Origin of the sequence: Paenarthrobacter sp. NPDC057355 (assembly GCF_042667405.1) — a bacterium.
In the GTDB taxonomy this organism is placed as follows: Bacteria; Actinomycetota; Actinomycetes; order Actinomycetales; family Micrococcaceae; genus Arthrobacter.
Genome location: NZ_JBHVAL010000018.1, coordinates 30,618 through 55,088, shown reverse-complemented (window position 1 = coordinate 55,088; position 24,471 = coordinate 30,618). Strand labels below are relative to the sequence as shown.

General features: G+C 63.8%; 22 protein-coding genes and 1 pseudogene. 15 read left to right on the top strand and 8 right to left on the bottom strand.

The features are described 5' to 3' along the window. Positions 1-40: 40 nt before the first annotated feature. Positions 41-838 carry a DeoR/GlpR family DNA-binding transcription regulator gene (locus tag ACFUOZ_RS17450; RefSeq protein ID WP_377550408.1) on the bottom strand — a complete coding sequence of 266 codons (798 nt, stop codon included), beginning with the start codon at positions 836-838 and terminating at the stop codon, positions 41-43. A gap of 148 nt (positions 839-986) precedes the next feature. Beyond that, on the bottom strand, positions 987-3,032 hold the full coding sequence (acs, locus tag ACFUOZ_RS17445; protein WP_377550406.1) for an acetate--CoA ligase: 2,046 nt from the start codon (positions 3,030-3,032) through the stop codon (positions 987-989). A gap of 429 nt (positions 3,033-3,461) precedes the next feature. Here acs and ACFUOZ_RS17440 point away from each other — a divergent pair, with 429 nt between their 5' ends. Genes ACFUOZ_RS17440 through ACFUOZ_RS17430 form a run of 3 tightly spaced genes read left to right on the top strand, consistent with a single transcriptional unit; the run spans position 3,462 to position 6,285 of the window. Further along, a complete protein-coding gene (locus ACFUOZ_RS17440; RefSeq protein WP_377550404.1) occupies positions 3,462-4,805 on the top strand; it encodes a hypothetical protein in 1,344 nt (447 codons plus the stop codon). 11 nt (positions 4,806-4,816) lie between these two features. After that, positions 4,817-5,611: an endonuclease III gene (nth, locus tag ACFUOZ_RS17435; protein ID WP_377550402.1), complete on the top strand. Its 795-nt coding sequence runs from the start codon at positions 4,817-4,819 to the stop codon at positions 5,609-5,611. Beyond that, on the top strand, positions 5,608-6,285 hold the full coding sequence (locus ACFUOZ_RS17430) for an NUDIX hydrolase (protein ID WP_377550400.1): 678 nt from the start codon (positions 5,608-5,610) through the stop codon (positions 6,283-6,285). Before nth ends, ACFUOZ_RS17430 begins: the two co-directional genes overlap by 4 nt. 20 nt (positions 6,286-6,305) lie before the next feature. Here ACFUOZ_RS17430 and ACFUOZ_RS17425 read toward each other — a convergent pair whose 3' ends face one another. Together ACFUOZ_RS17425 and ACFUOZ_RS17420 are read right to left on the bottom strand one after the other, a co-directional pair. After that, positions 6,306-6,506 (bottom strand): DUF1508 domain-containing protein, encoded by a 201-nt coding sequence (locus ACFUOZ_RS17425; RefSeq protein ID WP_262275982.1) that lies wholly within the window; start codon positions 6,504-6,506, stop codon positions 6,306-6,308. 171 nt (positions 6,507-6,677) lie between these two features. Further along, positions 6,678-8,366, bottom strand: coding sequence for a bifunctional 3'-5' exonuclease/DNA polymerase (locus ACFUOZ_RS17420; RefSeq protein WP_377550398.1), 1,689 nt, complete (start codon positions 8,364-8,366; stop codon positions 6,678-6,680). A gap of 181 nt (positions 8,367-8,547) precedes the next feature. Here ACFUOZ_RS17420 and ssd point away from each other — a divergent pair, with 181 nt between their 5' ends. From ssd to ACFUOZ_RS17385, 7 genes and pseudogenes are all read left to right on the top strand, one after another. After that, on the top strand, positions 8,548-9,666 hold the full coding sequence (gene ssd / locus ACFUOZ_RS17415; RefSeq protein ID WP_377550396.1) for a septum site-determining protein Ssd: 1,119 nt from the start codon (positions 8,548-8,550) through the stop codon (positions 9,664-9,666). Continuing rightward, the gene (locus tag ACFUOZ_RS17410; RefSeq protein WP_377550394.1) at positions 9,663-10,856 is read left to right on the top strand and encodes a TadA family conjugal transfer-associated ATPase; all 1,194 of its coding nucleotides are present in this window, start codon (positions 9,663-9,665) and stop codon (positions 10,854-10,856) included. The genes ssd and ACFUOZ_RS17410 overlap by 4 nt, the downstream gene beginning before the upstream one ends. Beyond that, a pseudogene (locus ACFUOZ_RS17405) lies at positions 10,853-11,661 on the top strand (type II secretion system F family protein). Before ACFUOZ_RS17410 ends, ACFUOZ_RS17405 begins: the two are co-directional and overlap by 4 nt. Continuing rightward, positions 11,661-12,248 carry a type II secretion system F family protein gene (locus tag ACFUOZ_RS17400; RefSeq protein WP_377550392.1) on the top strand — a complete coding sequence of 196 codons (588 nt, stop codon included), beginning with the start codon at positions 11,661-11,663 and terminating at the stop codon, positions 12,246-12,248. Before ACFUOZ_RS17405 ends, ACFUOZ_RS17400 begins: the two are co-directional and overlap by 1 nt. A gap of 238 nt (positions 12,249-12,486) precedes the next feature. Further along, positions 12,487-12,723, top strand: coding sequence for a DUF4244 domain-containing protein (locus ACFUOZ_RS17395; RefSeq protein ID WP_377550466.1), 237 nt, complete (start codon positions 12,487-12,489; stop codon positions 12,721-12,723). Positions 12,724-12,779: 56 nt separating this feature from the next. Next, positions 12,780-13,106, top strand: a complete 327-nt coding sequence (locus ACFUOZ_RS17390; protein WP_377550390.1) for a TadE family type IV pilus minor pilin — start codon at positions 12,780-12,782, stop codon at positions 13,104-13,106. After that, positions 13,103-13,480 (top strand): Rv3654c family TadE-like protein, encoded by a 378-nt coding sequence (locus tag ACFUOZ_RS17385; protein WP_377550388.1) that lies wholly within the window; start codon positions 13,103-13,105, stop codon positions 13,478-13,480. The genes ACFUOZ_RS17390 and ACFUOZ_RS17385 overlap by 4 nt, the downstream gene beginning before the upstream one ends. On the opposite strand, the gene ACFUOZ_RS17380 is transcribed toward ACFUOZ_RS17385, so the two are convergent. Next, entirely contained in the window at positions 13,477-15,819 is a 2,343-nt protein-coding gene (locus ACFUOZ_RS17380) for a DEAD/DEAH box helicase (protein ID WP_377550386.1), read from the bottom strand. The two genes, ACFUOZ_RS17385 and ACFUOZ_RS17380, sit on opposite strands and share 4 nt — an antisense overlap. A gap of 84 nt (positions 15,820-15,903) precedes the next feature. Beyond that, complete coding sequence (locus ACFUOZ_RS17375; protein WP_377550384.1) at positions 15,904-16,599, bottom strand: GNAT family N-acetyltransferase; 696 nt, start codon at positions 16,597-16,599, stop codon at positions 15,904-15,906. Positions 16,600-16,726: 127 nt separating this feature from the next. Here ACFUOZ_RS17375 and ACFUOZ_RS17370 point away from each other — a divergent pair, with 127 nt between their 5' ends. Beyond that, complete coding sequence (locus tag ACFUOZ_RS17370; protein ID WP_377550382.1) at positions 16,727-17,623, top strand: rhodanese-related sulfurtransferase; 897 nt, start codon at positions 16,727-16,729, stop codon at positions 17,621-17,623. A 7-nt stretch (positions 17,624-17,630) separates the two neighbouring features. Here ACFUOZ_RS17370 and ACFUOZ_RS17365 read toward each other — a convergent pair whose 3' ends face one another. Both ACFUOZ_RS17365 and ACFUOZ_RS17360 read right to left on the bottom strand, forming a co-directional pair. After that, positions 17,631-18,158, bottom strand: a complete 528-nt coding sequence (locus ACFUOZ_RS17365) for a hypothetical protein (protein ID WP_377550380.1) — start codon at positions 18,156-18,158, stop codon at positions 17,631-17,633. A gap of 63 nt (positions 18,159-18,221) precedes the next feature. Beyond that, the gene (locus ACFUOZ_RS17360; protein ID WP_377550378.1) at positions 18,222-18,665 is read right to left on the bottom strand and encodes a hypothetical protein; all 444 of its coding nucleotides are present in this window, start codon (positions 18,663-18,665) and stop codon (positions 18,222-18,224) included. Between the two features lie 94 nt (positions 18,666-18,759). Between ACFUOZ_RS17360 and ACFUOZ_RS17355 the strand changes: the two genes are divergently transcribed. From ACFUOZ_RS17355 to ACFUOZ_RS17340, 4 genes are all read left to right on the top strand, one after another. Then, complete coding sequence (locus ACFUOZ_RS17355) at positions 18,760-20,403, top strand: methyltransferase (protein WP_377550376.1); 1,644 nt, start codon at positions 18,760-18,762, stop codon at positions 20,401-20,403. Next, positions 20,400-21,110, top strand: coding sequence for an ArsR/SmtB family transcription factor (locus tag ACFUOZ_RS17350; protein ID WP_377550374.1), 711 nt, complete (start codon positions 20,400-20,402; stop codon positions 21,108-21,110). Before ACFUOZ_RS17355 ends, ACFUOZ_RS17350 begins: the two co-directional genes overlap by 4 nt. Before the next feature lie 123 nt (positions 21,111-21,233). After that, the gene (gene topA, locus ACFUOZ_RS17345; protein WP_377550372.1) at positions 21,234-23,957 is read left to right on the top strand and encodes a type I DNA topoisomerase; all 2,724 of its coding nucleotides are present in this window, start codon (positions 21,234-21,236) and stop codon (positions 23,955-23,957) included. 66 nt (positions 23,958-24,023) lie between these two features. Next, positions 24,024-24,455 carry an SseB family protein gene (locus ACFUOZ_RS17340; RefSeq protein ID WP_377550370.1) on the top strand — a complete coding sequence of 144 codons (432 nt, stop codon included), beginning with the start codon at positions 24,024-24,026 and terminating at the stop codon, positions 24,453-24,455. Positions 24,456-24,471 lie beyond the last annotated feature (16 nt).

Genomic DNA, 24,471 nt, shown 5'->3' with positions numbered 1-24,471 from the left:
AAACGGCGCAATGGGCCGTCATTGGAGCGTTATCTGTCACCTAGTTGGGTGCGGCGGCGGCGATCCGCAGCCGCGCCACGTTCTCCTCCAGCACCCTGCGCGCGTCATCGCCCAGCAAGGAATCCGTAATGAGCTCGTCAGTCTCCTCCAGCGCTGCGATCGAGGCTATCCCCACCACACCCCACTTGCTGTGATCGGCAAGGACCACGGTGCTGCGCGCCGAGGACATGAAGGCGCGGTCCGTCTCTGCTTCGAGCAGGTTGGGGGTAGTGAAGCCAGCCTGCGCGTCCATGCCATGCACACCCAGGAAGAGGACATCGAGGTGCAGCTGCTTCAAGGAAGCCGTGGCAATCGGCCCCACCAAGGCGTCGGAGGGAGTGCGCTCGCCGCCGATCAGAATCACCGTTGAACCGAACCGCCCCGGACCGGAGGACGCACCGTGGTGGAACAGGTCCGCGATCCGCACCGAGTTGGTCACCACCGTGATCCGGGGACCGTTGACGAGCTCCTTCGCCAACGCCCACGTGGTGGTCCCGGCGCCCAGACCAATGGCCATGCCCTCCTGGACCATGGAGGCAGCTTCCACCGCGATCGCGTGCTTTTCCACCGGGAGCTGGGTGGACTTCAGCTCGAAGCCGGGTTCATGCGTGCTGGCGTCACCAGGGAGCTTGGCCCCACCGTGGATGCGTTCCACCCGGCCGGTTTCCTCAAGGGCCTCGATGTCGCGACGGACGGTCATGGGGGAGACGCCCAGGAGTTGTGCGAGGTCGGAGACCCTCACCACGCGCTCGCGCTGGACGGCTTCGATGATGGCGGAGTGGCGTGCTGCCTGAAGCATCAGGGCCTTTCTGGGAACCTCGTCAAACATGGGGCTGGGTCTGGCACCAGTCTAGGACGCAGCCACTGGTTAAACGCGTTAGAACGCACGACGACGCCGCTCACCTCGGGAGGCGAGCGGCGTCGTCGTGCGTTTGGACCCGGTGACGTTACTTTCGCAGCGATTCCGCGATCTGGGTCATGATGCCGGGGTCGGCCAGGGTGGTGGCATCCCCGGTGTCGCGGCCTTCTGCGATGTCCTTGAGGAGACGGCGGACGATCTTGCCCGAACGTGTCTTGGGCAGCTCCGGAACAATGAGCAGCTGCTTCGGCTTGGCGATCGGGCCGATTTCCTTGCCCACGTGATTGCGCAGTTCCACCACGGTTTCGTCCCCGTTGTTCACGGCGTCGCCGCGGAGGATGACGAACGCGACGACGGCCTGCCCGGTGGTCTCGTCGGCGGCACCAACCACGGCTGCTTCAGCGACGGACGGGTGTGAGACGAGCGCGGATTCGATCTCCGTGGTGGAGAGCCGGTGGCCGGAGACGTTCATGACGTCATCCACGCGGCCCAGGAGCCACACATCGCCGTCTTCATCCTTCTTGGCGCCGTCGCCGGCGAAGTACATGGCCTCGAAGCGGGACCAGTAGGTGTCCTTGAAACGCTCGGGGTCGCCCCAGATGCCGCGGAGCATGGACGGCCACGGCTCGCGGACCACCAGGTAGCCACCTTCGCCGTTGGCCACCGAAGCACCGTTCTCGTCCACCACGTCCACGGCAATGCCGGGAAGCGGAACCTGGGCGGAGCCGGGCTTGGTTTCAGTGACACCGGGCAGCGGAGCGATCATCTGAGCGCCCGTTTCGGTCTGCCACCACGTGTCCACGATCGGCGCGGGGTGTTCCTTCTTCTCGCCGTTCTTGCCGGCATTCCCGCCGATGACGTCCCGGTACCACATCCACGCCTCGGGGTTGATGGATTCGCCCACGGAACCCAGCACGCGGATGGAGGAGAGGTCGTACTTGTCCGGGATGTCCCGGCCCCACTTCATGAAGGTGCGGATGGCGGTGGGTGCGGTGTAGAGGATGGAGACCTTGTACTTCTCCACGATTTCCCACCAACGGCCCTGGTGCGGGGAGTCGGGGGTGCCTTCGTACATGACCTGGGTGGCGCCGTTGATGAGCGGCGCGTAGGTGACGTAGGAATGGCCGGTGACCCAACCGACGTCGGCGGTGCACCAGTACACATCCGTTTGCGGGTGGAGGTCGAACACGGACTTGTGGGTGTAGGCGCCCTGGGTGAGGTAGCCGCCGGTGGTGTGCAGGATGCCCTTGGGCTTTCCGGTGGTGCCGGAGGTGTACAGGATGAACAGCGGGTGCTCGGAGTCATGTCCGACGGCGGTGTGCTCGGTCCCGGCGACGCCTACGGTGTCGTCCCACCACAGGTCGCGGCCCTCAACCCAGTTGACGTCCTCACCGTTGCGCTTGACCACCACCACGTTCTGGACGGTGTGGCCTTCCTTGGACAGGGCTTCGTCCACGGCGGGCTTCAGGGGGGAGGGCTTGCCGCGGCGGTAGGTGCCATCGGCAGTGACAACGAGCTTGGCTTCGGCGTCCTCGACGCGGGAGCGCAGTGCGTCGGCGGAGAAGCCGCCAAAGACCACCGAGTGCACGGCGCCGATGCGGGCACAGGCGAGGAGTGTGATGACGGCCTCGGGAATCATGGGCAGGTACACGGCGACGCGGTCGCCCTTGGCCACGCCGAGCGATTCGAATGCGTTGGCGGCCTTCTTGACCTCTTCGGTCAGCTCCGCGTAGGTGTAGCTGCGGGTGTCGCCGGGTTCGCCCTCGAAGTAGATGGCAACGCGGTCGCCCAGGCCGTTTTCGACGTGGCGGTCCAGGGCGTTGTAGGCAGCGTTGATTTCGCCGCCGACAAACCACTTGGCGAAGGGCGGGTTGGACCAATCCAGGGTTTCGGTGAAGTCCTTGCTCCACGTCAGCAGCTCACGGGCCTGCTTCGCCCAAAATGCGGGACGGTCGGCCTCGGCCTCTTTGTAGGCGTCAGCTGTGGCCACGGCTTTGGCGGTGAACTCTGCCGATGGCGCAAACTTACGGTTCTCGTGAAGGAGGTTTTCAAGGGCCTCTACGTGTGCGGCCTGTCCGTTCTGAGCCGATGAAGCTGCAGCGGTGGCCGTGGATCCGGTGGTGTCCTGGGACATGGTGAACCTCATTATTCATCGATCTTTGCTGCGCGGAGCCCGCCGTCAGGCCCCGCAGAGTACTGTCCGCCTTCCACACTATCGCCTCGAGACGTCCTACGTGTGCGTGGTCACAAACACGGCAGCGAGCGGCATATTTTTAGCGCCGAATGGCGCCTCGGGCGGCTGGGAAACGCTTACATGACGTACGACGGCGGTCCGCGCCCAGCGCTCCCGGCGGCCGAAGCCGGGGCTACTTTCTGTAAGTAACCTTGGAGTTCGCTGTGGGCGATGCCGTATGACCGTTTTCAGCTAGAAGGCTGTCAGGGGGGTGGCATAGGCTGAAGAGGTCTTGGGACGCACCCTCAGGCGTGTCCGGCGATCCTGCGGAATCCCGCAGAAACCACCGGACCGGACTGCCCAAGGCGCCGCCGTACAAAGGAGAAATACATGAACCAGCTGAGCCCAGGACCGCACGACTCACAGCCGACGGGACCGGACACCACGGCTGGAACGGCCACTGGACCAGATGGCAAAGCAGCTGCCAGCCCCGCTGCTGCCAATGCTGCGCAGGGCATTCCTGCCGCCTCGGGAAAGACTGACGCTACGCCCAGTGGCTCGACCAAGTTCGACGCCGTGGCCGGACCTTTCACCATCCGGGACCTCACCGTCTTTGGCTCGACGCTCCTGATGTTTGTCGCGTCGCTGTTGCCCATGTTCGGCTCCCGCTACAACCTCTGGAACCTCGGAAACCTGTTCTTCCTGCTTCTTGGGATCATCCTGCCGTTGGTCGTGGTGGCACTGTTCGTCGCCCGCCGACTGCAGCCGGGAACCATTGTCCGAGTGGGTTCGCTTTCCGTTGACCAGTTCGCCTCAGTCACGGCGGCCTTTGCTTTCCCCTTGTTCTTCCTGACGATTGCCAACTCCTTCAACGGCAGCGTCCTTTTGGGTCTGGTTGGTTCGGTTGGCTTGCTTGCTGCGACCGTCCTGGCTCCGCATCTTCCCTTCCTCTCGGCCGATTTCAAGGGTCGTGCTGAGATTCCGGCCCATGTGGTTGCCCGCGAGGCAGCTGTGCCCAGCCGCAAGCCTGCCGCTCCCAAAGCCCCGAAGGCCCCCAAAGCGCCCAAGCCGAACACCGCCACGCAGGCGCCGGGTGCAGCTGCTGTCAGTGCCACCAGCGTGGGCACACCCAGCCCCTTTGCCCCGCCGGCCACGTACGGAAGCGGTCCGTCGCAGGCAACGGAAGCCCCCGCCGTCGTGCATTCTGCGGACAGCAAGCCGCTCGGGGAGCCGGCCGTCGGCCAGGAACCCGTCGCAGGAGTTTCAGGGGCGGGCGCCTCGGCCGCGGTACCGGCGACTAAGCCGGAGGTTTCCGCCAAGGACGAGCAGCCCGCCGGTGCGCCTGCGGAATCCCCCTCCACCGCTTCCGAGCCCGCCACTACCCAGCACGCCCAGCAGCCCGTAAGCCAACAGCCTGCCCAGCAGCCCTGGGCGGCCACCATGGCTACCCCGATCGTTTCCGGAGACACCCGCAGGGTCAGCGACACCATCGGTGCCACCGTGGATCCCGCGAGCCGCCCCGAGGAATCGGATGCGCCACATTATGAGGCGTTCTGGTTCGCCGTAGCCCAGCCCCGCACCACGTATGACGAGCGCACGGGCGCCCCGTCCTTCACCATCGAACCCGGTGGTTGGGTGCTCGCACTCGAAGACCGGGGCCATGAGTTCCTGGTCCAGGACACCGATGGCAAGCTGGGGGTTCTTCGGGAGCTCAGCAACATCGAACGCGGCTAGGAAGGGACGCCGTGGCCATCGCCGAAGCTGGTTCGTTGCTCGCACTCAAACGCCGGGCGCGCAAGATCAACAGGGTTCTCGCGGAGAAGTATCCATACGCCCACGCAGAGCTGGACTTCACGAATCCTTTCGAACTGGTGGTGGCCACGGTCCTGTCCGCCCAAACCACGGATGTGCTGGTCAACCAGGTCACCAAGATCCTGTTTGCCCGCTACCCCAATGCCCGGGCCATGGCCGAGGCCGACCCCGCTGAGCTGGAGGCAATTCTTCAGCCCACGGGCTTTTTCAGGGCCAAGGCCCGGAACGTCCTGGCGCTCAGCACCCGGCTGGTGGACGAATACGACGGCGAGGTCCCGGGCAGGCTCGAAGACCTGGTGACGCTTCCCGGCGTCGGACGCAAAACAGCCAATGTGGTGCTGGGTAACGCCTTCGGAGTTCCGGGCATCACCGTGGATACGCACTTTGGCCGTTTGGCGCGAAGGTTTGGGTGGACGACTTCGGACGATCCCGTGAAGATCGAGTTCGATGTGGCGGAATTGTTTGAGCCTCGGGACTGGACCATGCTCTCGCACCGGGTGGTGTTCCACGGGCGCCGGGTGTGCCACTCCCGGAAACCGGCCTGTGGCGCATGCCCGGTCGCCAGCCTGTGCCCAAGCTACGGGGAAGGCGAAACGGATCCCGTCAAGGCCGCCAAGCTCCTGAAATACGAGCTCGCCCCGGGCAATGAGGAACTGCTGGAAAAGCTGCTGGCCGAAACACACCGCGCCGCCGAAATCCGGATGGAATCGCAAAGGAGGCCCGGGTGACCGCGCTGGAGGAACTGACCGCCTTGGTGACAAGGTTCCAGGCCGGTCAGCAGGAGCACTCTGCCCTCTGGGACATGCTCCCCGTCACGGCTGAGACCAACCGTGCAGCCGCGGTCCTCATGCTCTTTGGCGTTCTGGACGACGTCCCCGCCGAGTCAGGCCGCCCGATCGCGCCCGCCGACCTTGACGTCCTTCTCCTGGAACGCGCGCACACTCTGGACGACCACCCCGGGCAGGTGGCTTTTCCTGGCGGCAGCGTGGACCCCGAGGACGAGTCCGTGGTTGCGGCTGCCCTGCGTGAAGCCGTGGAAGAAACAGGGCTCGACGCCAGCGGTGTGCGCGTCCTGGGGGTCATCCCCGAGCTTGGACTCATCCGCAGCAATTTCCGCGTCACACCTGTGTTGGCGTGGTGGGATGCGCCGTCGCCGGTCCGCGTTGTGGACTACGCCGAATCCGCCCAGGTTTTCCGGGTTCCTGTCCGCGACCTCCTGGACCCCGCCAACCGGGTCACGGCCACGATCTCCCGTTTCGGTCGTACCTACACGAGTCCGGGATTCACCATCAACGGTGTTGTGGTGTGGGGCTTCACGGGGATGGTCCTCAGCGGCCTTTTCGACGAGCTGGGCTGGACCGTTCCCTGGGATCGGGCCAAACTCCACGACATCGACCTCTGAGGACGCCGTCGGTGTGGTCGTTACGCGGCCTTGCGTGCCGGCGTCGAACGATCAACGATCAGCCCCGTTGCCGCATTCTCCCGGACGGCTTCAATGCCGGCCACCACCCCGTCGAGGTGTGGGAATGTCGGTGACTCAGCCACCACAGTCCCATCGGCGGCCGTGAGGCGGAACCGGTACCCCTGACCGTTGTCAGCGAGAATTTCAAACCTGCCTGCCATGCTTCCCCCTTGTAATGCTTCCTTGCATGCACCGTGGACTCCTAAGGCCACTTACCCAGTGAAAGTATCGGGAAGCGGCGGGGAACCAAAGTCGCCCGTCATGCCCAGGTCACGGCACCTCATCTGGCGAGATGTGACTGGAAAGTCCGCACGCTTGCCGCTAATGTGCGGCTACTTCGCCTTGTCGTAAGAGTCGACGACGGCGACACTCACCGGAAATTCCACGGGAATCGGCCCGAACATGAGTTCCTTGGCTGCAACGGCGGACTCTTCAATGGCCCTGATGCAGGCGTCCACGGCGTCATCGGGAGCGTGGACCATGACTTCATCGTGCAGGAAAAAGACGAGTTCCCCTGACGGTGAGCCTTCGACGCGCAAGGCCCGCAACCGACGTCGTAGTTCTGCGAGCCAGCACGCTGCCCACTCAGCTGCCGAGCCCTGGACCACGAAGTTCCGGGTGAAGCGGCCGCGGGAGCGGGCCAGGTTGTCGGCCCGGCGTTGTTCCTCTGCGGTGATTGATTGCTGGCTCCGCAGCCAACCGGCCGACGGCGGCGGGCTGCTTCGTCCGAGCCGCGTGGTCACCGTCCTGCCGGCTTCGCCTTCCCGGGCAGCCTGTTCCACGTACCCCACAGCGCGGGGATAAGTGCGGGCCAGCTGGGGCATGAGCCTGCCGGATTCGCCTGTGGTGGCGCCGTAGATAGCGCCCAGCAGGGCGACTTTCGCTTTGGCCCTGTCGCCACCGAAACCCTGGGCGGCGATGCCCGCGTAAAGGTCCTTGTCGCGGGCTGCCTCGGCCATTTTCGTGTCTTGGGCCAAGGCCACCAGGACCCGCGGTTCAAGCTGCGACGCGTCAGCGACGATCAGCTTGTGGCCCGGGTCCGAGTGCACCGCCGCCCGGATGTTGCGGGGAATTTGCAGGGCGCCGCCCCCGCGCGAGGCCCAACGGCCCGACACCACGCCACCCACCACATATTCCGGGTGGAAACGCCCGTCCCGCACCCACGCGTCCAGCCAGGCCCAGCCGTTGGCGGTGTGGAGGCGGGAGAGTTTCTTGTAGGCGAGCAGGGGCTGGATGGCAGGATGCTTGGACTCCTGGAGCTCCCATTGCCGCGTACTTTTCACTTCGATGCCGTTGCGATGGAGCGCACGCATGAGGTCCTGCGGCGAGTCCGGGTTGAGGCTGGGGGAGTTGAGGATGGTCCGAAGCTCTGTGCAGAGCGCTTCCAAAGCCGGAGGCCGGTTGCCAGGGGAAGGGCGGGGGCCAAGAACATCAGCCAGGATCTGCTGGTGCAACTCTTCCCGCCAGGGGACGCCGGCGTGCTGCATTTCGACGGCGATGATCGCGCACGCTGATTCGGCAGCGAGCAACAACTGCAGCCGTTGCCTGCGCTGGTGGTCGGTGCCGACCTGTGCCATTGCTTCTTGTTGGGCCGCGAATTCCGCTTTCAGTTCCGCCAAGCCTGCTTTGGGATCCGACGGCGTGAGGTCCTCAAACAGTGCGCCTTGATCCGCGGAGGGCGGTGGTGGCTGGAGGATGCGGGGTGGGCTGTCGTCGTCCTGGGTGAGGTGAACCGCGTTCCGGGCGTAGTCCGTGTGGGCAGTGAACTCCGAGTGGGCCAGTATCGCTCCGCAGAGCGCCAGGTCATGGCACCGCTCCAGCTCGATGCCGTGGTCCAGCAGTCCCGAATACCAGTCCTGGGCGCGGTGCCATACCCAGCGTGGCCGCTGGGTTTCGAGCTCACGGACGACGCCGGGCAACTCACCACGGCGGACGACGCGTGCGTCCGCAGTAGCTTTCCCCGCGGGAGAGATCCTCTGTATGGCTGCGCCGTCCGGGTGGGCGGCAAGCAGCAAGTACATGCGTCCCATTCTGCCCTGTTGGAGGGACTGCTGCCGTTCAGGCAGCGGTTTGCTGCCCAGGCCGGACTTGAACGCGTGACCTGTCCTCCACAAGCAGCTTCCGGCTTGCAAATGGGCGAGGTTTTGCACATACGGGCTTTGGGAGCTTATCCGAGCTTGGGGGTTAGGCCAGTGTGTTGTCATGAGCAAGCGAATTCGTCGGCAGAGGCAACCCATCGACCAGCCAGAGGAGGGGGACCCGGGCGGCTATTGGCTGCCGCGGGAGACCTCCGGGGTGCTCCTTGTTTCGGCCGATCCATACCTCCAGGAAGAAGCAAAGCGGATAGTGGCTGCGGCAGGTGGAACTCTGCGAACAGCCGTGAGCGTCGCGGAGGCCGCCCATGGATGGGACGGCGCCGATGTTGTCTTGGTGGGCAGTGATATTCGTGAACTGCCACCACGTCGGAGGGCCCCTTCTGTATTGCTGGGCAAGGGCGGCGATGGAGAGGGATTATGGCGTTTGGCCACCGCGCTGGGAGCTGAACGCGTGGCAGTCCTTCCCGAAGCCGCAGCGTGGCTTGCTGAACACTTGACCATGTCGGGTTCGCCCGACCCCGGTGGAACTATGACCGGGATCGTTGGTGGCTGTGGTGGTGCGGGGGCCTCTACGGCCGCGATCTGGCTTGCCCAGGCCGCGGCCTCCCAAGGAGTCAGCACCTTGCTGATCGACGGCGATCCATGGGGAGGTGGACTGGAGCTTGCGGTCACGGATGAACCGGTCCCGGGCCTTCGATGGCCGGACTTCCAGGAAAGCAGGGGAAGCATTGACCCTGCACAGTTCAGGGATTCCCTGCCTGCCGCTGGTGGTTTCCGGTACTTGTCCTGGCCCGGTACCCGTGAACCGGTGCAAACTCCTGATGCGGCAGCTGTGGTGGCAATTATGGATGCTGCCCGCCGGGGGTTCGAGCTCATCATTGTGGACCTCGGACGCAGTGGCGAGGGTGTGGGAAGACTCTCGTGGGACTGCGACAATCTGTTGCTCCTCACAACCGGTCACTTGAGGTCAGCGGTAGCTTCCGGCCGGATCCTGGATGAGCTCCCGCCCGTGGACATTCGCCTTTTGGTACGCGGGAGCAATGCGTCGCCGGTACAGCCGGCTTTCATCGCCGAGTCACTCGGGATCCCGCTGGTTGGCGTGGTCCCTGAGGTACGCGGAGTGGGGGCCGGGACAGAGCTCGGCAGGCTGCTTGAACTTGGCCGCCGAAAGGACGTCTGCCGCTTCGCGGAGGACGTGCTGGAACTGAACGGAGTCCTCCGATGAGCCGGTTCCTTGAAGGGCAGCGCCGCCGGCACGCTCCAAAGCTGGACACCGTGCTTCTCGAGACGGTTCGTGAATCGGTACTTGCCGGCCGGGGACCGGTCACGCCGTCGACGGTGGCGGCAGCCATACAGGCCAGTGGCAGGTTGCTGGGCACAGCCGGTGCCTTGGATGCCGCCGAGTCCATTAATGCTGAATTGAGCGGATTGGGGCCCTTGCAACAACTCGCCCAAGACCCCTTGGTCACCGACATTTTCGTCAACGGACCGGACTCGGTGTGGTTCGACCGGGGGCGGGGCCTGGAACGCAGTCTGCTGCGGTTCGACGCTGAGCACCACGTCCGGTCACTTGCATCCCGGCTGGTTGCCGCAGGGGGACGTCGCCTGGACGACGGTTCGCCCTGCGTCGACGTCCGGCTCAAAGGGGGCTATCGCGTCCATGCAGTCCTTGCGCCCATCTCCACAGCCGGGACGCTCTTGTCCATCCGAATACGCCGGGAACAGGTGTTTACGTTGCCCGAACTGAGGGCAAGCGGCATGTTCTCCGAAAAAATAGAGGAGGTACTCAGAGCCATCATCGAACGGCGACTGAGCTTCCTGATCAGCGGCGCAACGGGCTCCGGAAAAACCACACTCCTTTCCACCCTGCTGGGGCTCAGCCATCCGGACGAACGGTTGGTTCTGATCGAGGATGCCGCCGAACTAAACCCGGTCCACCCGCACGTGGTCTGCCTCGAGTCGCGCCACCGCAATTTGGAAGGGGAGGGCAGCCTGGACCTCGCTGAGCTGGTCCGTCAGGCACTGCGTATGAGGCCCGACCGGCTGATTGTCGGAGAATGCCGTGGCGCCGAGGTACGGGAACTCCTAACGGCGCTCAACACCGGGCACACGGGCGGAGGTGGCACCATTCACGCCAACACGGCCGAATCGGTGCCTGCACGGCTTGTCGCCCTCGGTGCGCTCGCGGGAATGAATGCTGAAGCCGTTCAGCTCCAGGTCTCCTCGGCATTGGACGTTGTGATCCACGTGGCCAGAGGCCGGACGGGACGTCAAGTGACTTCCATCGGAATGATGGCACAGACACCCCAAGGTCCCGAAGTGGTCCCCGCGTTGACCCTGCGCCGCGACGGAATAGAAGAAGGGCCTGCGTGGCCGGAGCTCTCCAGCCGGCTTACCCTGGGCCTGGGCACATGATGAGCATCATCGTTCTTGTCCTGGTCTATGCCGTCTGGCTGCAGTTCAGCGGTGACGAGGCAAGCCGCCGTCGCAGGATATTAAGCCTGGGCCAGCAAGGGGACACGAGCGCGCATCCGTCAGGGGCTTTCCGGGCCCGACGACTGTTGCGACACCGTCCTCCCAACGCGCTCAAACTGGTGGTCCTGGTCCAGCAGCTGGCGGCCCTGCTCCGCGGCGGCCGCGGAACGTCCGGGCTGTGGGAAGAGCTGTGGCTTGTCCACGCTCCGCGATGCGCCAGGGAACATGCCGCGCAAACCGGTAGTGGACGTGGAGCGGATTTCCCGTCCCGTCCGCCAGCTCTATCCGCTGACTCCTTGAAGGTGTTGGGCGCTGCGCGTGCCGCCTCCACGCTGGGGAATTCTCCCGCTGATGCGATCCGTCGAACGGCAGCGCAAACTTACCCCCTGCGGGGCAGTTCAGAGCGGCGCGTGTGGATGGAACTGGCAGCTTGCCTGGACGTAGCCGAAGCCAGCGGGTGTCCGCTTGCAGATCTCCTCACCCGGTTCGCGGCGCAGCTCGAAGCTGAGGAAGACGCCGAGGCTGCCCGGCAGACCGCGCTCGCAGGACCCAAGGCCACCGTCCGGCTGTTGTCATGGCTTCCATTGTTCGGGTTGGTTCTCGGAATGGTCCTGGCGTGGACCCGTTGGGCATCCTGCTGGGTAACCCTTGGGGCATTGCCACCTTGGCTGCCGGACTGCTGCTCACGGTTGCCGGCCGTATCTGGTCTTCCAAGCTGGTCGCCGCCGCAGCGGGAGGAATCTGATGCCTGGAACAGGGACCCTGTTGATGGTGGGAGCCCTGGCCATCGCTGCGGTCATCGCCTTAGCTGTCCCCACCCGGGCCACTCTGCTCTTTGCCGGCCCTCCCGTTTCGTCGATGGCCAGTGGAGCTTCGGGCAGTGCGGGGACTTCCACGGACGGCCTACGCGATCCGGCGATGATGCTGGAGCTGGTGGCTTCCATGCTGGACGCCGGAGCCGGCATCGGTAGGGCCTTGGACCTCCTGGCCGGAGCGGCTTCGCCTCCCATCGGCCAGTCACTGCGACCCGTCGTGGGTGCGTTGGCCATTGGCGCCGACTGGGAAACTGCTTGGCGCGCCCCTGCACAGCACTCCCCGGAGGTGCTGCGGCTGAAGGAGGCACTCGCCTTCGCTGCGCTCACCGGGGCACCGTCAGCATCGATCCTGTACGCCCAGGCCGCCAGGGAACGGCGTGAAAGCTTCAGGGCCGCTGAAAAGCGGGCGGCTGCTTTGGGCGTCAAGCTTGTTGTGCCGTTGGGGCTTTGCTCCTTGCCGGCCTTCATCTGCCTGGGCATCGCTCCAGTGCTGATCGCCATGCTTCCTTCGGCGTGAACTGTGGTTCGCCACCCCGGCCAGCACTCTTCCTCCACAATCGTCATTTTGGAGGGGTTATCCACTTGCAGGAATCGCGTACTTTCGGCCCCTGTTGGGCCACGGAAGAGTCGAATCAGCCAGAACCGCTGGCACCCTTTGAAAGGAACCCACCGTGACAACAACATTCAGTCCACCTGCTGCCGGGCCGGTTGCCCGCAACGCCCCCGCCCTCACATACTCTGAATCACGGCAAGCCATTGTGACAGTCCGCGATCCGGAGCGTGCGAGTGACCCCGTACGGCGTCGGAGACGGCCCCGGACAGGATCCCCCAGGCGGCTCATGGGCTCGGAAGGGGGCATGGCCACCGCGGAGTATGCGATCACCACCTTGGCAGCCGTTGGTTTGGCCGGTTTGTTGGTGGTCATCCTTCGCAGCGAAGAAGTCCGGGGCTTTCTGCTCAACGTGATCCGTACGGCCCTGTCCTTGCCATGATGGAGGCGCTGCCTGTCCGCAGGAAGACTGTCCCGGCAGCTCAGGAGCGCGGAGCCGTGACTGCCGAGTTCGCTGTCGCGTTACCGGCAGTGGTGCTGCTGCTGGCTTTCCTGCTGGCGGGCGGCGCTGCGGCCATCACGCAACTGCGGTTGGAGGAGGCAGCGAGGGCCGGTGCCCGGGCTTCCGCGCGGGGCGAAACGGCGGCTGTTGTGGAGGACACCGTCACGCGGCTTGCCGGGGAGGACGCCAGCTCATCGCTGACAGCCGACGGCGGCTGGCTGACAGTTACTGCTTCATCACCGGTCGGGGGAACCATGGGGTCGCTTATCCCGTGGAGACTGACGGCGTCTGCCTCCGCCCGCGCAGAGGCAGGAACACCGTGACCCGGCGGGCCTTCAGTTTTGACAGTGAGCGTGGGTCAGGATCGGTGCTCGCCCTGGCGTTGGGAACCGTGGTGACGGCGCTCCTGCTCAGCGTGCTGCTTTTGGCCCAAGCAGGAGTGATGGCGTCACGGGCGGCATCAGCCGCCGACTTGGCCGCCCTGGCGGGGGCAGACGCTGCCCGGGGGCTGACATCGGGAGAGCCGTGTGCCGTGGCGGCGGAGGTGGTCCGGCATCACAACGCAATCTTGAGCTCCTGTGTGGTGGCGGGCGGCGAGGTGGTGGAGGTCGTCACCGAATTGGCCTATCCCTTCAGATGGGGCGTAGCTACGGGCCGTGCAAGGGCGGGGCCACCTCGTTCACCGTCGGGTGCTTAGACAGCATCCTTGAGCAGGACACCAAGCAGGGTGATGGCGGCTGCCTTGTCCAGGGGGTTGTTCTTGTTGCCGCATTTGGGGGACTGGACACAGGACGGGCAGCCGGTTTCACACTCACAGGCCTTAATGGCGTCCCGGGTGGCGGTCAACCATGTTTTGGCTTTTTCGAAACCGCGCTCCGCGAAGCCGGCGCCGCCCGGATGTCCGTCGTAGACAAAGATCGTCGGGACCCCGGTGTCGGCATGCAGGGCCGTGGAAACGCCCCCGATATCCCACCTGTCGCTCGATGCCACCAAGGGCAGGAGCCCGATGGCGGCGTGCTCTGCCGCATGGAGCGCACCAGGGAACTCGGCTTCAACCAGGCCGGCTCCATGCAGTGATCTGTTCTCCACCACGAACCAGACGGCCTTGGTGAACAGCTCACGGGCACCCAGATCCAAGGGCTCTTCGCCAAGGATCTCATTTGAAATCAACGCTTTTCGCTGGAAGGACACAACTTGAGTGGTTACCTTGACATCGCCAAAGTGAACCGTGATGTCACCCCATTGAACCGAGCGCGTTGTGTCGAGAACCTCGATCTGCGTCACGTCCCGCGCAGTGGTGTAGAAATCGGGGTTCACCCGCCGCACCATGACGCAATGGTCGGTCTCGTTGAGATCCTCCACAAGGTAGCTGTCGCCTTGATGAACGTAGATTGCGCCCGTATGGGCCTGGTAGTGGGTCTGGGGCGAATCCATCGTTCCCAGGAGGGAGCCGGTTTCGGCGTCCACGATGCTGACAGGCCCGCCGCCGTCGGCCCGCAGATTCACCATTCCGGCGGCACTTTCCGGGTGGGTCCAGAACCAGCCGGCGGGCCGCTTGCGCAGGTACCCCTGCGCCACCAGGCGTTCAAGCAAACCCTCTGCCGTCGGGCCGAAAAGATCGAGCTCCGCCGGGCCGATTGGCAGTTCAGCGGCCGCTGCACACAGATGTGGTCCAAGGACGTAAGGGTTGCCGGGATCAAACACAGTGGCTTCCACAGACACGTCAAAGATAGCTTCCGGGTGGTTCACCAAGTAGGTGTCCAGGGGATCGTCGCTGGCAACAAAAGCGGCGATTGCGTCCTGCCCGGCCCGTCCTGCCCGGCCAATCTGTTGGAACAGGGAAGCGCGGGTGCCGGGCCAACCGGCCACCAGCACAGCGTCCAGCCCGGAGATATCAATTCCGAGTTCCAGGGCAGAGGTGCTCGACACCCCAAGCAGTTGGCCGGACCTGAGTGCTTGCTCCAGGGCACGCCGCTCTTCAGGGAGGTAGCCGGATCTGTAGGCGGCCACCCGGCCAGGGAGGCTGGGGTCCACCTCGTCCAGGAGTCTTTTGGTGATGGAAGCGATGGATTCTGCCCCGCGCCGGGATTTAATGAAGGCGATGGTTCGGATCCGCGAGGAAACCAGGTTGGCCAGGATGTCAGCTGTTTCGGCGACTGCTGTCCGGCGTTGTTTGGCTCCGTTTTCACCCTTGAGGTCGGTCAGCGCGGGCTCCCAGAACGCCACGGTAGTGGATCCATGAGGGGAGCAATCTTCAGACACCTCGCGGACCGGCGCTCCAATGAGCCGTCCGAAGGAAACGGCGGGATCGGATGCGGTGGCGGAGGCCGCGATGAAAACCGGCTCGGGAAAGGAAGTCCCTGCACCGTAGTAGGCGCAGATCCGCCGCAGCCGTCGCATGAGGTTTGCTACATGCGATCCAAAGACCCCGCGGTAGCTGTGTGCCTCGTCGACGATCACGTAGCGCAACCTTCGGAAGAACCTTGCCCACCACGTGTGGTTGGGAAGGATTCCAAAGTGCAGCATGTCGGGGTTCGCCAGGATGAAATTGGCGTGGTCCCTGATCCAGCGTCGGGAGGCGAGGTCCGTGTCGCCGTCGTATGATTCGGCACGGACAGTGGGCATGTTCAGCGCACGGATCGCTGCGAGCTGGTCAGCAGCCAGTGCTTTGGTAGGGGAGAGATAGAGGGTGACGGCGCCGTCGTCGTGGATTTTTCCGGGGTCCGACAGGACCCGCAATTCGGAACGGTGGATCGCATCCAATGCCGGCAACTGATAGGCCAGGGACTTTCCGGAAGCTGTTCCTGTGGCAATGACCACGTGCTGTCCGTCGTGGGCGATATCGGCAGCTTGGATCTGGTGCCGGTACGGTTCGTGGATGCCCAGGGTTCCGTAGCTGGCCACGACATCGGGGTGTACCCAAGCCGGCCAGGGCTCGTTGACTGCCTTCCGGGCCGGGATGGTGTGGACATGGCGCAGCTGCTCAGGATCCGGGGTCCGGCCCAGCAAGGAGATCAAGGAATTGGGTGCAGCCACCAAATCATTCTGTCACCCTGCAGCGACGCCCGACGGCGGCACCCCAGGGAACCGCCCTCGGCCAGTGCCGCAAAGCGGCGAGCCTTACTTCCCGGAAAGGTCCGAACCTTCTGCTCCGCTGACCGACATCATGAGGACGTGGCATACAACGTCCCAGCCCAGGTGCGAGTACAGCTTCTGGCCGTCAAGGGATGCCAGGAGGAGGCCGTTTTCGACGTCGTGCGAGAAAGCCTGCGCAGCCAGCGCCTTCATGATGAAGCTGCCCAGCCCACGACGCTGGAACCCCGGCTCGGTGACGATCTTGTCAAACACGGCGGTGCCGTTCACCACGTAGACCCTTCCGCTGGCAGCCACCTGTTCGCCTGCGTGCACTACGGCGTGATGGACGCCATTGGATTCGGAGGTGGCAAGTTCGAGGTCGTCGTCGGGGAGCCATGGATCTTCAGCGTCCTGGGTTTCCATGTCAACGATCATCATGGTCTGGGAAGCCGACGTCACAGTCAGCCCGTGTTGTTCGGCAAGGTATTTGTACCGTTGGACGTCATTGGTGAGGATGGTCAGGATCCGGCTAGGGGATTCTGCTGTCTTGCCCGCCAAGGCAGCGAACTCGTCATCGGACGGATCATGGGCGAAGTACTCCCAGTCACCGGTCTTGTCGGCGCGAAAAGCGGCAGGAAAGCGGCCTTCCTGGCGCGACTCGTAGCCCCGGCAGCCGGACCAGCCGGCCACCCAGACTTCCAACAGGTGCGCAATGTCTTCAACCAAGGCGTCTGGACTCATGTAGAGAGACTATGCCAGCGCTCCCTGAAGGAACAGAGCGATGTCAACGGAAGAATCGTTGCTTATGGAATTGTGACGTGGGCTATCCGCCGCACCTGCGTTTTACTGCACCAAGTACCCTTTAACAGTGGCTTTGAACCGAATTGTGCTCTTCTATGGCTTTACTCCGATCGCAGACCCTGACGCTGTGCGTCTATGGCAGCGTGCCCTCTGCGAAAAGCTTGGCCTCAAGGGCAGGATCCTCATTTCCAAGGACGGCATCAACGCCACCGTGGGCGGCGAGCTGAACAACATGAAGCAGTACGTGAAGACCACCAGGGAGTACAAGGGGTTCCACGACATCGACTTCAAATGGTCAGAAGGCGGCGCAGATGATTTCCCGCGGCTCAGCGTCAAGGTCCGCGACGAAATCGTGTCCTTCGGTGCGCCCGGCGAGTTGAAGGTTGACGCGAATGGCGTCGTCGGCGGCGGCAGGCACCTCCAGCCTGAGGAACTTCACGCTCTCGTGGATGCCAAGAAGTCCAACGGCGAAGACATCGTCTTCTTTGATGGCCGTAATGCTTTCGAGGCACAGATCGGTAAATTCAAGGACGCGATCGTTCCGGACGTGGACACCACCCATGACTTCATCAAGGAACTCGACTCCGGCAAGTACGACGACCTCAAGGACAAACCTGTGGTCACTTACTGCACGGGCGGAATCCGTTGTGAAGTGCTCTCCAGCCTTATGGTCAACCGGGGCTTCAAAGAGGTCTACCAACTGGATGGCGGCATAGTCCGCTACGGGGAGACGTTCAAGGACCAGGGCCTGTGGGAGGGCTCCCTTTATGTGTTCGACAAGCGCATGCACGTCGAATTCAGTGACGAAGCCAAGACCATCGGCGAGTGCGTGAGGTGCGCTGCGCCCACCAGCAAATTCGAGAACTGCTCCAATCCGAGCTGCCGCACGCTGACCCTCTACTGCGCCGAATGCGCGTCAAGCCCGGAAACACTCCGCTGCCCCGGGGGCTGCGACGCAGCGTGAACCCGCTTCAGAGCCTGCTCACACGGTAGGCAAAGTTGGCGTCCGACCCCGCCCCCACGGTGATGGAAAGCACTGCGTCCTTCTCCAGCTGGACTACGCTGACCCGCGCGTTGGCACAACCGAGGGTGAGGTCGATGAGTTCGGCCTCGCCCAGTTTCACCGCGAACTTCACCCGGCGCGTGCCGCGGCACGCCAAGGTCACCGCATAGGTGCCACCAGGCAGCACCACTGTTTGCTCGGTCTTTGCTTCGCCGGCGGCAAGATGGCCGTTGCTTGAATAAAACGACTGCCCCTGCGATTCGGGCAAAGACGCTGCGGCCCACTCCTCCAGGGCCTGCCCGGTGACGGTTTCCTGCAGTGCAGGATCCGGTGGGAGGACCACGTTCGCGGCAGTCGACGTAGCGCTGGGCTCGCCGCGGCCGCCGTCCTCATAGGTGTATTCGCAAGCAGCTACGCTACCGCAGAGCATCAAGAGTACGACGGCGGTCCTCGCCAGCCGCTGTACCGTTACGGAGGGAGCTGCTTTGCTGCCCATGAGCTGACTTTACGCCGCTGCGGGCCCGGGCTGAAGGCCGGGTTGGGCAGTGCCGGCAACGTTCTAGCTCGTCGCGGGCACCAGGTGGTAGGCGAAGATCAGCGGCGCGTCCACGCTGCTGGTCGAGATGCTCAGGGGGCCCGTCGCAGGCACCTTGATTTTGACGACGTCCAAGCTTGCATTGCAGGCTGCGGCGGCGTCGGTAATCTTCTTACCGGCCGAAGAGACCGCAAAGTAGGCCTTGCCGCCGCCGTCGCACGCCATGGTCAGTGTGTAGTTTCCGGCAGGGACGTTGGAGGACTCCTTGACCAAGGGATCCCGATTGAGAATTTTTCCCGAATCCTCCAGCACGGCGGTGCTCGTCGCCGGGAGGACTCTGCCCTTCCACGCAGGGACGTCCGCGTCCTGGATGTTGACGGGAGCCTGGCAGGCCGAGACCCCGAGAAGAGCCGCCGCGGAGAGGGCAACAAGGCCGGCGGCGCGCCCTGTGGAGGAGAAGTTGAGCATGAATCCAACGCTACCGGGTCAGGGAGGCCCCGTTTGTCCACATAGCGCGGCCGAGGAACCCGTGGGGCAGGCGCGCCGCCCCTACACTGGCAAGGTGACTGACACAGCTTCCTTGTTTACCGCCGGCTCCATTGACGATGCTCCCCGCAGTGACCGGCCGGAGCTCCTCCTGGCCCTGGCCGCGGATCTTCGTGCGATCTCCTACACAGTGGATGGAGTGGCGGAGTTTCTGGGGGAGTCCGCCTCGGAGGCGTTGTCCAGGGACCAGCTGGTACCGGCGTTGTTGGCCAGTGAACGGCTGGCAGCGTCCGAAGACCCCGCCGTCCGCTCGCTGGCGTTCGTAGTGCGGCTGTGGCTGCTGGCGGTTCCGCAGACTGTCGGCGACATTGACGCCGCTCTGCCCGGAACCGGCTCCCGCGGCCTCGAAGTCTTGGGGCTGGTTGTGCTTGATTCCGGGATGGTCCGAGCCAAAGTGGACCTTCGCCCCTATGGCTGGGACGCCAATGCCGACGGCAGTGGTGGCGCGGAACTCTGGGTGGCCAGTGATCTCGCCGCCCATCAGCAACCGGGAGTTTTGAGGCACGATCACGTTCTTGGCATCGGGCGTGCGTCCACCACCCTTGTCCAAACCACCTTCAGGCAGCACACGGGGCGGGCGCTGGACCTGGGGACGGGCTGCGGCATCCAGACCTTCCACCTCCTGCACCACTGTGAGCACGTCACCGCAACGGACATCTCCGCGCGGGCACTGGCATTTACCCGATTCAACCTGCTGCTCAACGCGGCGGAGCTGGACCTGGACCCGAACAACCTTGAGAGCCGGGTGAGCTTGAGGCTGGGCTCCTTGCTCGAACCCGTGTCCGGGGAGTATTTCGGCCTGGTGGTGTCCAACCCGCCATTTGTGATCACTCCCCGTGCCGGCGGGGAGTCCTCCGCGGACCAGTTCACCTACCGGGACGGCGGACTGCCAGGTGACGAGATCGTGGCGTCGCTTGTGCAGTCCATCTGCTCGGTCCTTGAGCCCGGTGGGACAGCGCAGATGCTGGGCAACTGGGAGGTTGCTGCAGGAACTGACTGGAAGGACCGTCCCCAGGCCTGGCTGAAGGACTCCGGCCTGGATGCCTGGTTCATCCAGCGCGAGCAGGTTGGTCCGGAGCAATATGCGGAAACCTGGTTGCAGGACGCATCGCAGAACCGCGACGGGGAACAATACAAGGACGCCTACGCCGCCTATCTCAAGGACTTTGCCTCCAGGAATGTCGAGGGAATCGGCTTTGGCATGATCTGGCTTCGCCGCCCCGGGAACGACCCAATCATCAGCCGGTTCGAGGAGATCACCTACCCCATCGAGCAGCCGGTCGGTCCACATCTGGGCGCGGCGGTGGAGCGGGCGGACTGGGTGGCGGCCAATCCCATTCAAGAGGCTCATTTGATAGTGGCCGAGGATGTCACCGAAGAACGGCACCAGCGTCCAGGAGCCCAGCACCCGGGAGTCATTCTCCTGCGACAGGGTGCCGGCCTGCGGCGGACCAATCTGCTGAGCACCGAACTGGCGGGTTTCGTCTCGGCATGCGATGGACAACTGTCCGTCCGCCAGATCGTATCCGCGCTGGTTGCACTCCTGGGCGGTGACGAATCCTTCGACGAGGCGGCTTTCCGTGAAGGTCTCTTCAACGAAGTCACCAACCTGGTTTTGGAGGGTTTCCTGCTTCCCGACTCCGACCGGCCAAGCTCATGAATGGCCCGGACGGGCATCGTTCGTCGAGGACGGGTCCTCCTGTAAGTGACGCTGACTACACTGATGAAGTGATTGCGAACAACGAGACATCCTCAACGTCAGGCGACCTTCCGCGGCGGAAGCGGGCAGAGAAGACGGTTGAGATCACCGACCCCAAGGCCATCCGCGCCCTGGCGCACGCTGCCCGTATCGAGGTCATCTCAGAGCTCTACGCCACGCAGGTAAGCCACACGGCCACCGAACTCGCTGCAAGGACGGGCCTGACCCCCAGTGCCATGAGCTACCACCTGAGGGCCCTCCAGAAGTGGGGAATCGTGGCTCCTGCAGAGAACTCCGGAGACGCCCGCGAAAGGCGATGGAAGGCGGCCGGAACGGACTTCACCATCTCAGGCGGCAGCGTTGCCAGCCCGGAGATCGCTGTGGTGGATCTCGAACTCGATGCCTTCCGGCGCCGGGCTTCGGCGTTTGCCAAGGCGCGCGGTGAGCGCCGGCAAAGGGGGGAGACCGCCGAGGAACCTGCAGCCGTGGTCCTTTCAAGCAATTTGCTCTACCTGACAAACCCGCAAAGGAAAGAGCTTGCGGATAGAATCCGGGAGGTTGTTCGCGAGTACGAGCTTGAGGATCCCACCCGGATTCCTGAGGGCGCTGTGCGGATGGCAACCTTGTGGTCGATGATCCCGGACGACCGTGAGGCACCGGGGCACTAGCGCCATCATGGGTCCCCGATGGACCGCCTGGTTTTCCGGCCCAAAGCGCAGGATTCTGCAAACTATGGTGAACTAGGCCAATATGGGCAGCAGCCCAATTACACATTTTTCTGTAGGAGCATCGTGCCCAGCAAGGCAAAAACCGGCAAGAAACTCGTGATCGTGGAGTCTCCGGCCAAAAGCAAGACCATCGCCAAGTACCTTGGCGAGGGCTTCATCGTCGAGGCTTCCATTGGCCACATCCGGGATCTCCCGCAGCCCTCCGACCTTCCTGCAGAACTGAAGAAGACGTCGCTGGGCAAGTTCGCCGTCGACATCGAAAACGACTTCAAGCCGTACTACGTCGTCTCCCCGGACAAGAAGAAAAAGGTTGCCGAACTCAAGGCACAGCTCAAAGATGCTGATGCTCTTTACCTCGCAACCGATGGGGACCGCGAGGGCGAAGCCATCGCGTGGCACCTCCTGGAGGTCCTGAAGCCCAAGGTTCCGGTCTACCGCATGACCTTCGGTGAAATCACCAAGGAAGCAATCCACAGGGCCATGGACAACCTGCGCGACGTCGACGGTGCGCTCGTTGATGCCCAGGAGACGCGTCGTATTCTTGACCGCCTCTATGGTTATGAGATCTCCCCGGTCCTGTGGCGCAAGGTTGCCCGGGGCCTCTCGGCTGGTCGTGTGCAGTCCGTGGTGACCCGTATGGTGGTGGACCGTGAACGCGAACGCATGGCGTTCCGGGCTGCTTCCTACTGGGACCTGACGGGACAGTTCGGCGCAGGATCGGGCTCGTTCAAGGCAAAGCTTGCTGCCGTGGACGGTGCCAAGGTTGCCAGCGGCCGCGATTTCAACGACAATGGCCAACTCACTTCCTCGAACGTGGTCCACCTCAATGAGGAACTTGCCACGTCCTTGGCTTCCGGGTTGGAAAACGCTGAATTCCGTGTCCGTTCGGTTGACACCAAGCCCTACACCCGCAGGCCGGCAGCTCCCTTCACAACCTCTACGTTGCAGCAGGAAGCCGGCCGTAAGCTCCGGTTCTCGTCCAAGAGCACCATGCAGATTGCCCAGCGCCTGTACGAAAACGGCTACATCACCTATATGCGTACGGACTCCTCGGCGCTGAGCGATGAAGCACTGACCGCGTCCCGCCGCCAGGCTGCCGAACTGTACGGCCCGGAGTACGTGCCCCAAAGCCCCCGCGTCTATGCGAACAAAGCCGCCAACGCCCAGGAAGCACACGAGGCCATCCGTCCCGCTGGTGACTCTTTCCGCACGCCTGCCCAGGTTGCCAAGCAGCTCAGCGGTGACGAGTTCCGCCTTTACGAGCTCATCTGGAAGCGCACCGTTGCGTCGCAGATGGCTGACGCCAAGGGTTCAACGGCTACCATCCGCCTGGGCGCTGTGGCCGCCGATGGACGCGACGCAGAGTTCTCCGCCTCCGGTACGGTCATCACGTTCCCCGGCTTCCTGGCCGCCTACGAAGAGGGCAAGGACGAAAGCCGCGGCGACGACGATTCCGATGAAGCCCGCCGCCTCCCGAACGTTGCCAAGGGCGATTCCCTGACGGCTTCGGACATCGTGGCGGTGGGGCACGAGACGTCCCCGCCCCCGCGCTACACGGAAGCATCCCTCACCGCTGAGTTGGAAAAGCGTGGCATTGGCCGCCCGTCCACATACGCGTCCACAATTTCCACCATCCAGGATCGCGGATACGTCCGCAAACAGGGCTCGGCCCTGGTTCCAAGCTGGATTGCGTTCTCGGTGATCCGGTTGCTGGAGCAGCATTTCACTGACTACGTGGACTACGAATTCACCGCCGACATGGAAGGCGACCTGGACAAGATCGCCAACGGCCAGGCTGCCGGGACCGAGTGGCTCAAGCACTTCTACTACGGAGAAGACGCCGATCCCGGCCTGCTCAGCATCGTCAACAACCTTGGCGAGATTGACGCGCGGGAGATTAACTCGGTTCCCATTGCCGACGGCATCACCCTGCGCGTGGGCAAGTTTGGACCGTACCTGGAGAGCTCCATCCCCACCGTGGATGAGAAGACAGGCGAGGTGGTTGAGTCCGCCCGAGCCAACGTCCCGGAAGAGCTTGCTCCCGACGAACTCACGGCGGAAAAAGCCAAGGAACTGATGGAGACGGCGGCCCCCGAGGAACGCGTCCTGGGAACGGATCCCCACACCGGTCACACGGTGGTGGCCAAGAACGGCCGCTACGGCGCGTACGTTACCGAGATCATCCCGGAGATGACCGAAGAGCAGCTGGCCAACCAGCCGGTGGAGTACTACAAGAACGGCAAGCCCAAGCCTCCCAAGAAGCCGGTCAAGGCCAAGCCCCGTACGGGTTCGTTGTTCAAGTCCATGACGGTGGACAGCGTGACACTCGATGAGGCCTTGCAGCTCATGAGCCTTCCCAGGGTCTTGGGCGAGGATGCTGAGGGCAACCCCATTACGGTCCAGAACGGCCGTTTTGGCCCGTATCTGAAGAAGGGTACGGACTCCCGGTCCATCGGATCTGAAGAGGAAATTTTCACGATCACCCTGGACCAGGCGCTGGAGATCTACTCGCAGCCGAAACAGCGTGGCGCACGGGCGGCCGTACCGCCGTTGGCTGAGTTTGGACCGGACCCTGTTTCGGAGAAGAACATCGTGGTTAAGGAAGGTCGGTTCGGACCCTACATCACCGACGGTGTCACGAATATTACTGTCCCGCGCTCAACCTCGCTTGAGGAACTGACCCGGGAACGCGCCGTCGAACTTTTGGCCGAAAAGCGGGCCAAGGGGCCGGTCAAGCGGACCACCACCCGCAAAGCGCCTGCCAAGAAGGCGGCAGCCAAGAAGTAGCCGGGGGGGCTGGCCGGGGAGCATTCGCGAATTGCGCCCCGGCTGGCATCGTGGTCGAGTAGAACCATGACTGAACAGACGGTTTCACCGGACAACGAACCTTTGAACGACCTCGAGGAGAAGCTCGCCCTGGCCGACCAGCCGGATGCGAACCCCGTGGACGTCATCCTCGCGTTCCTGAACAACGAGGTCTACCTTGTCAGCTCGGAAGCCGTAGACGGCCCCGACTCCTCGGTTGAGCCGCTGGTGCTCTCGAACGCTGACGGACAGCCCGTTTTGGCTGTCTTCAGCCACCCCAGCCGCGTCGACGAGCGTTTCCTGGAAGCCGCGCCGCACGTCCTGGGCACCATGGGTTCAGCGATCCTTGGCAACATCGGTGACGAGCTGGGCATGGTCATCAACCCGGGAAGCGAATTCGGCTTCGAAATCGATCCCGAGGGCATCGCGAACATCAGGCGCGACTTCGAGCGCGCCGACGAAGTGGATCAGGGGGAATAGCACGAAGACGGCCAAT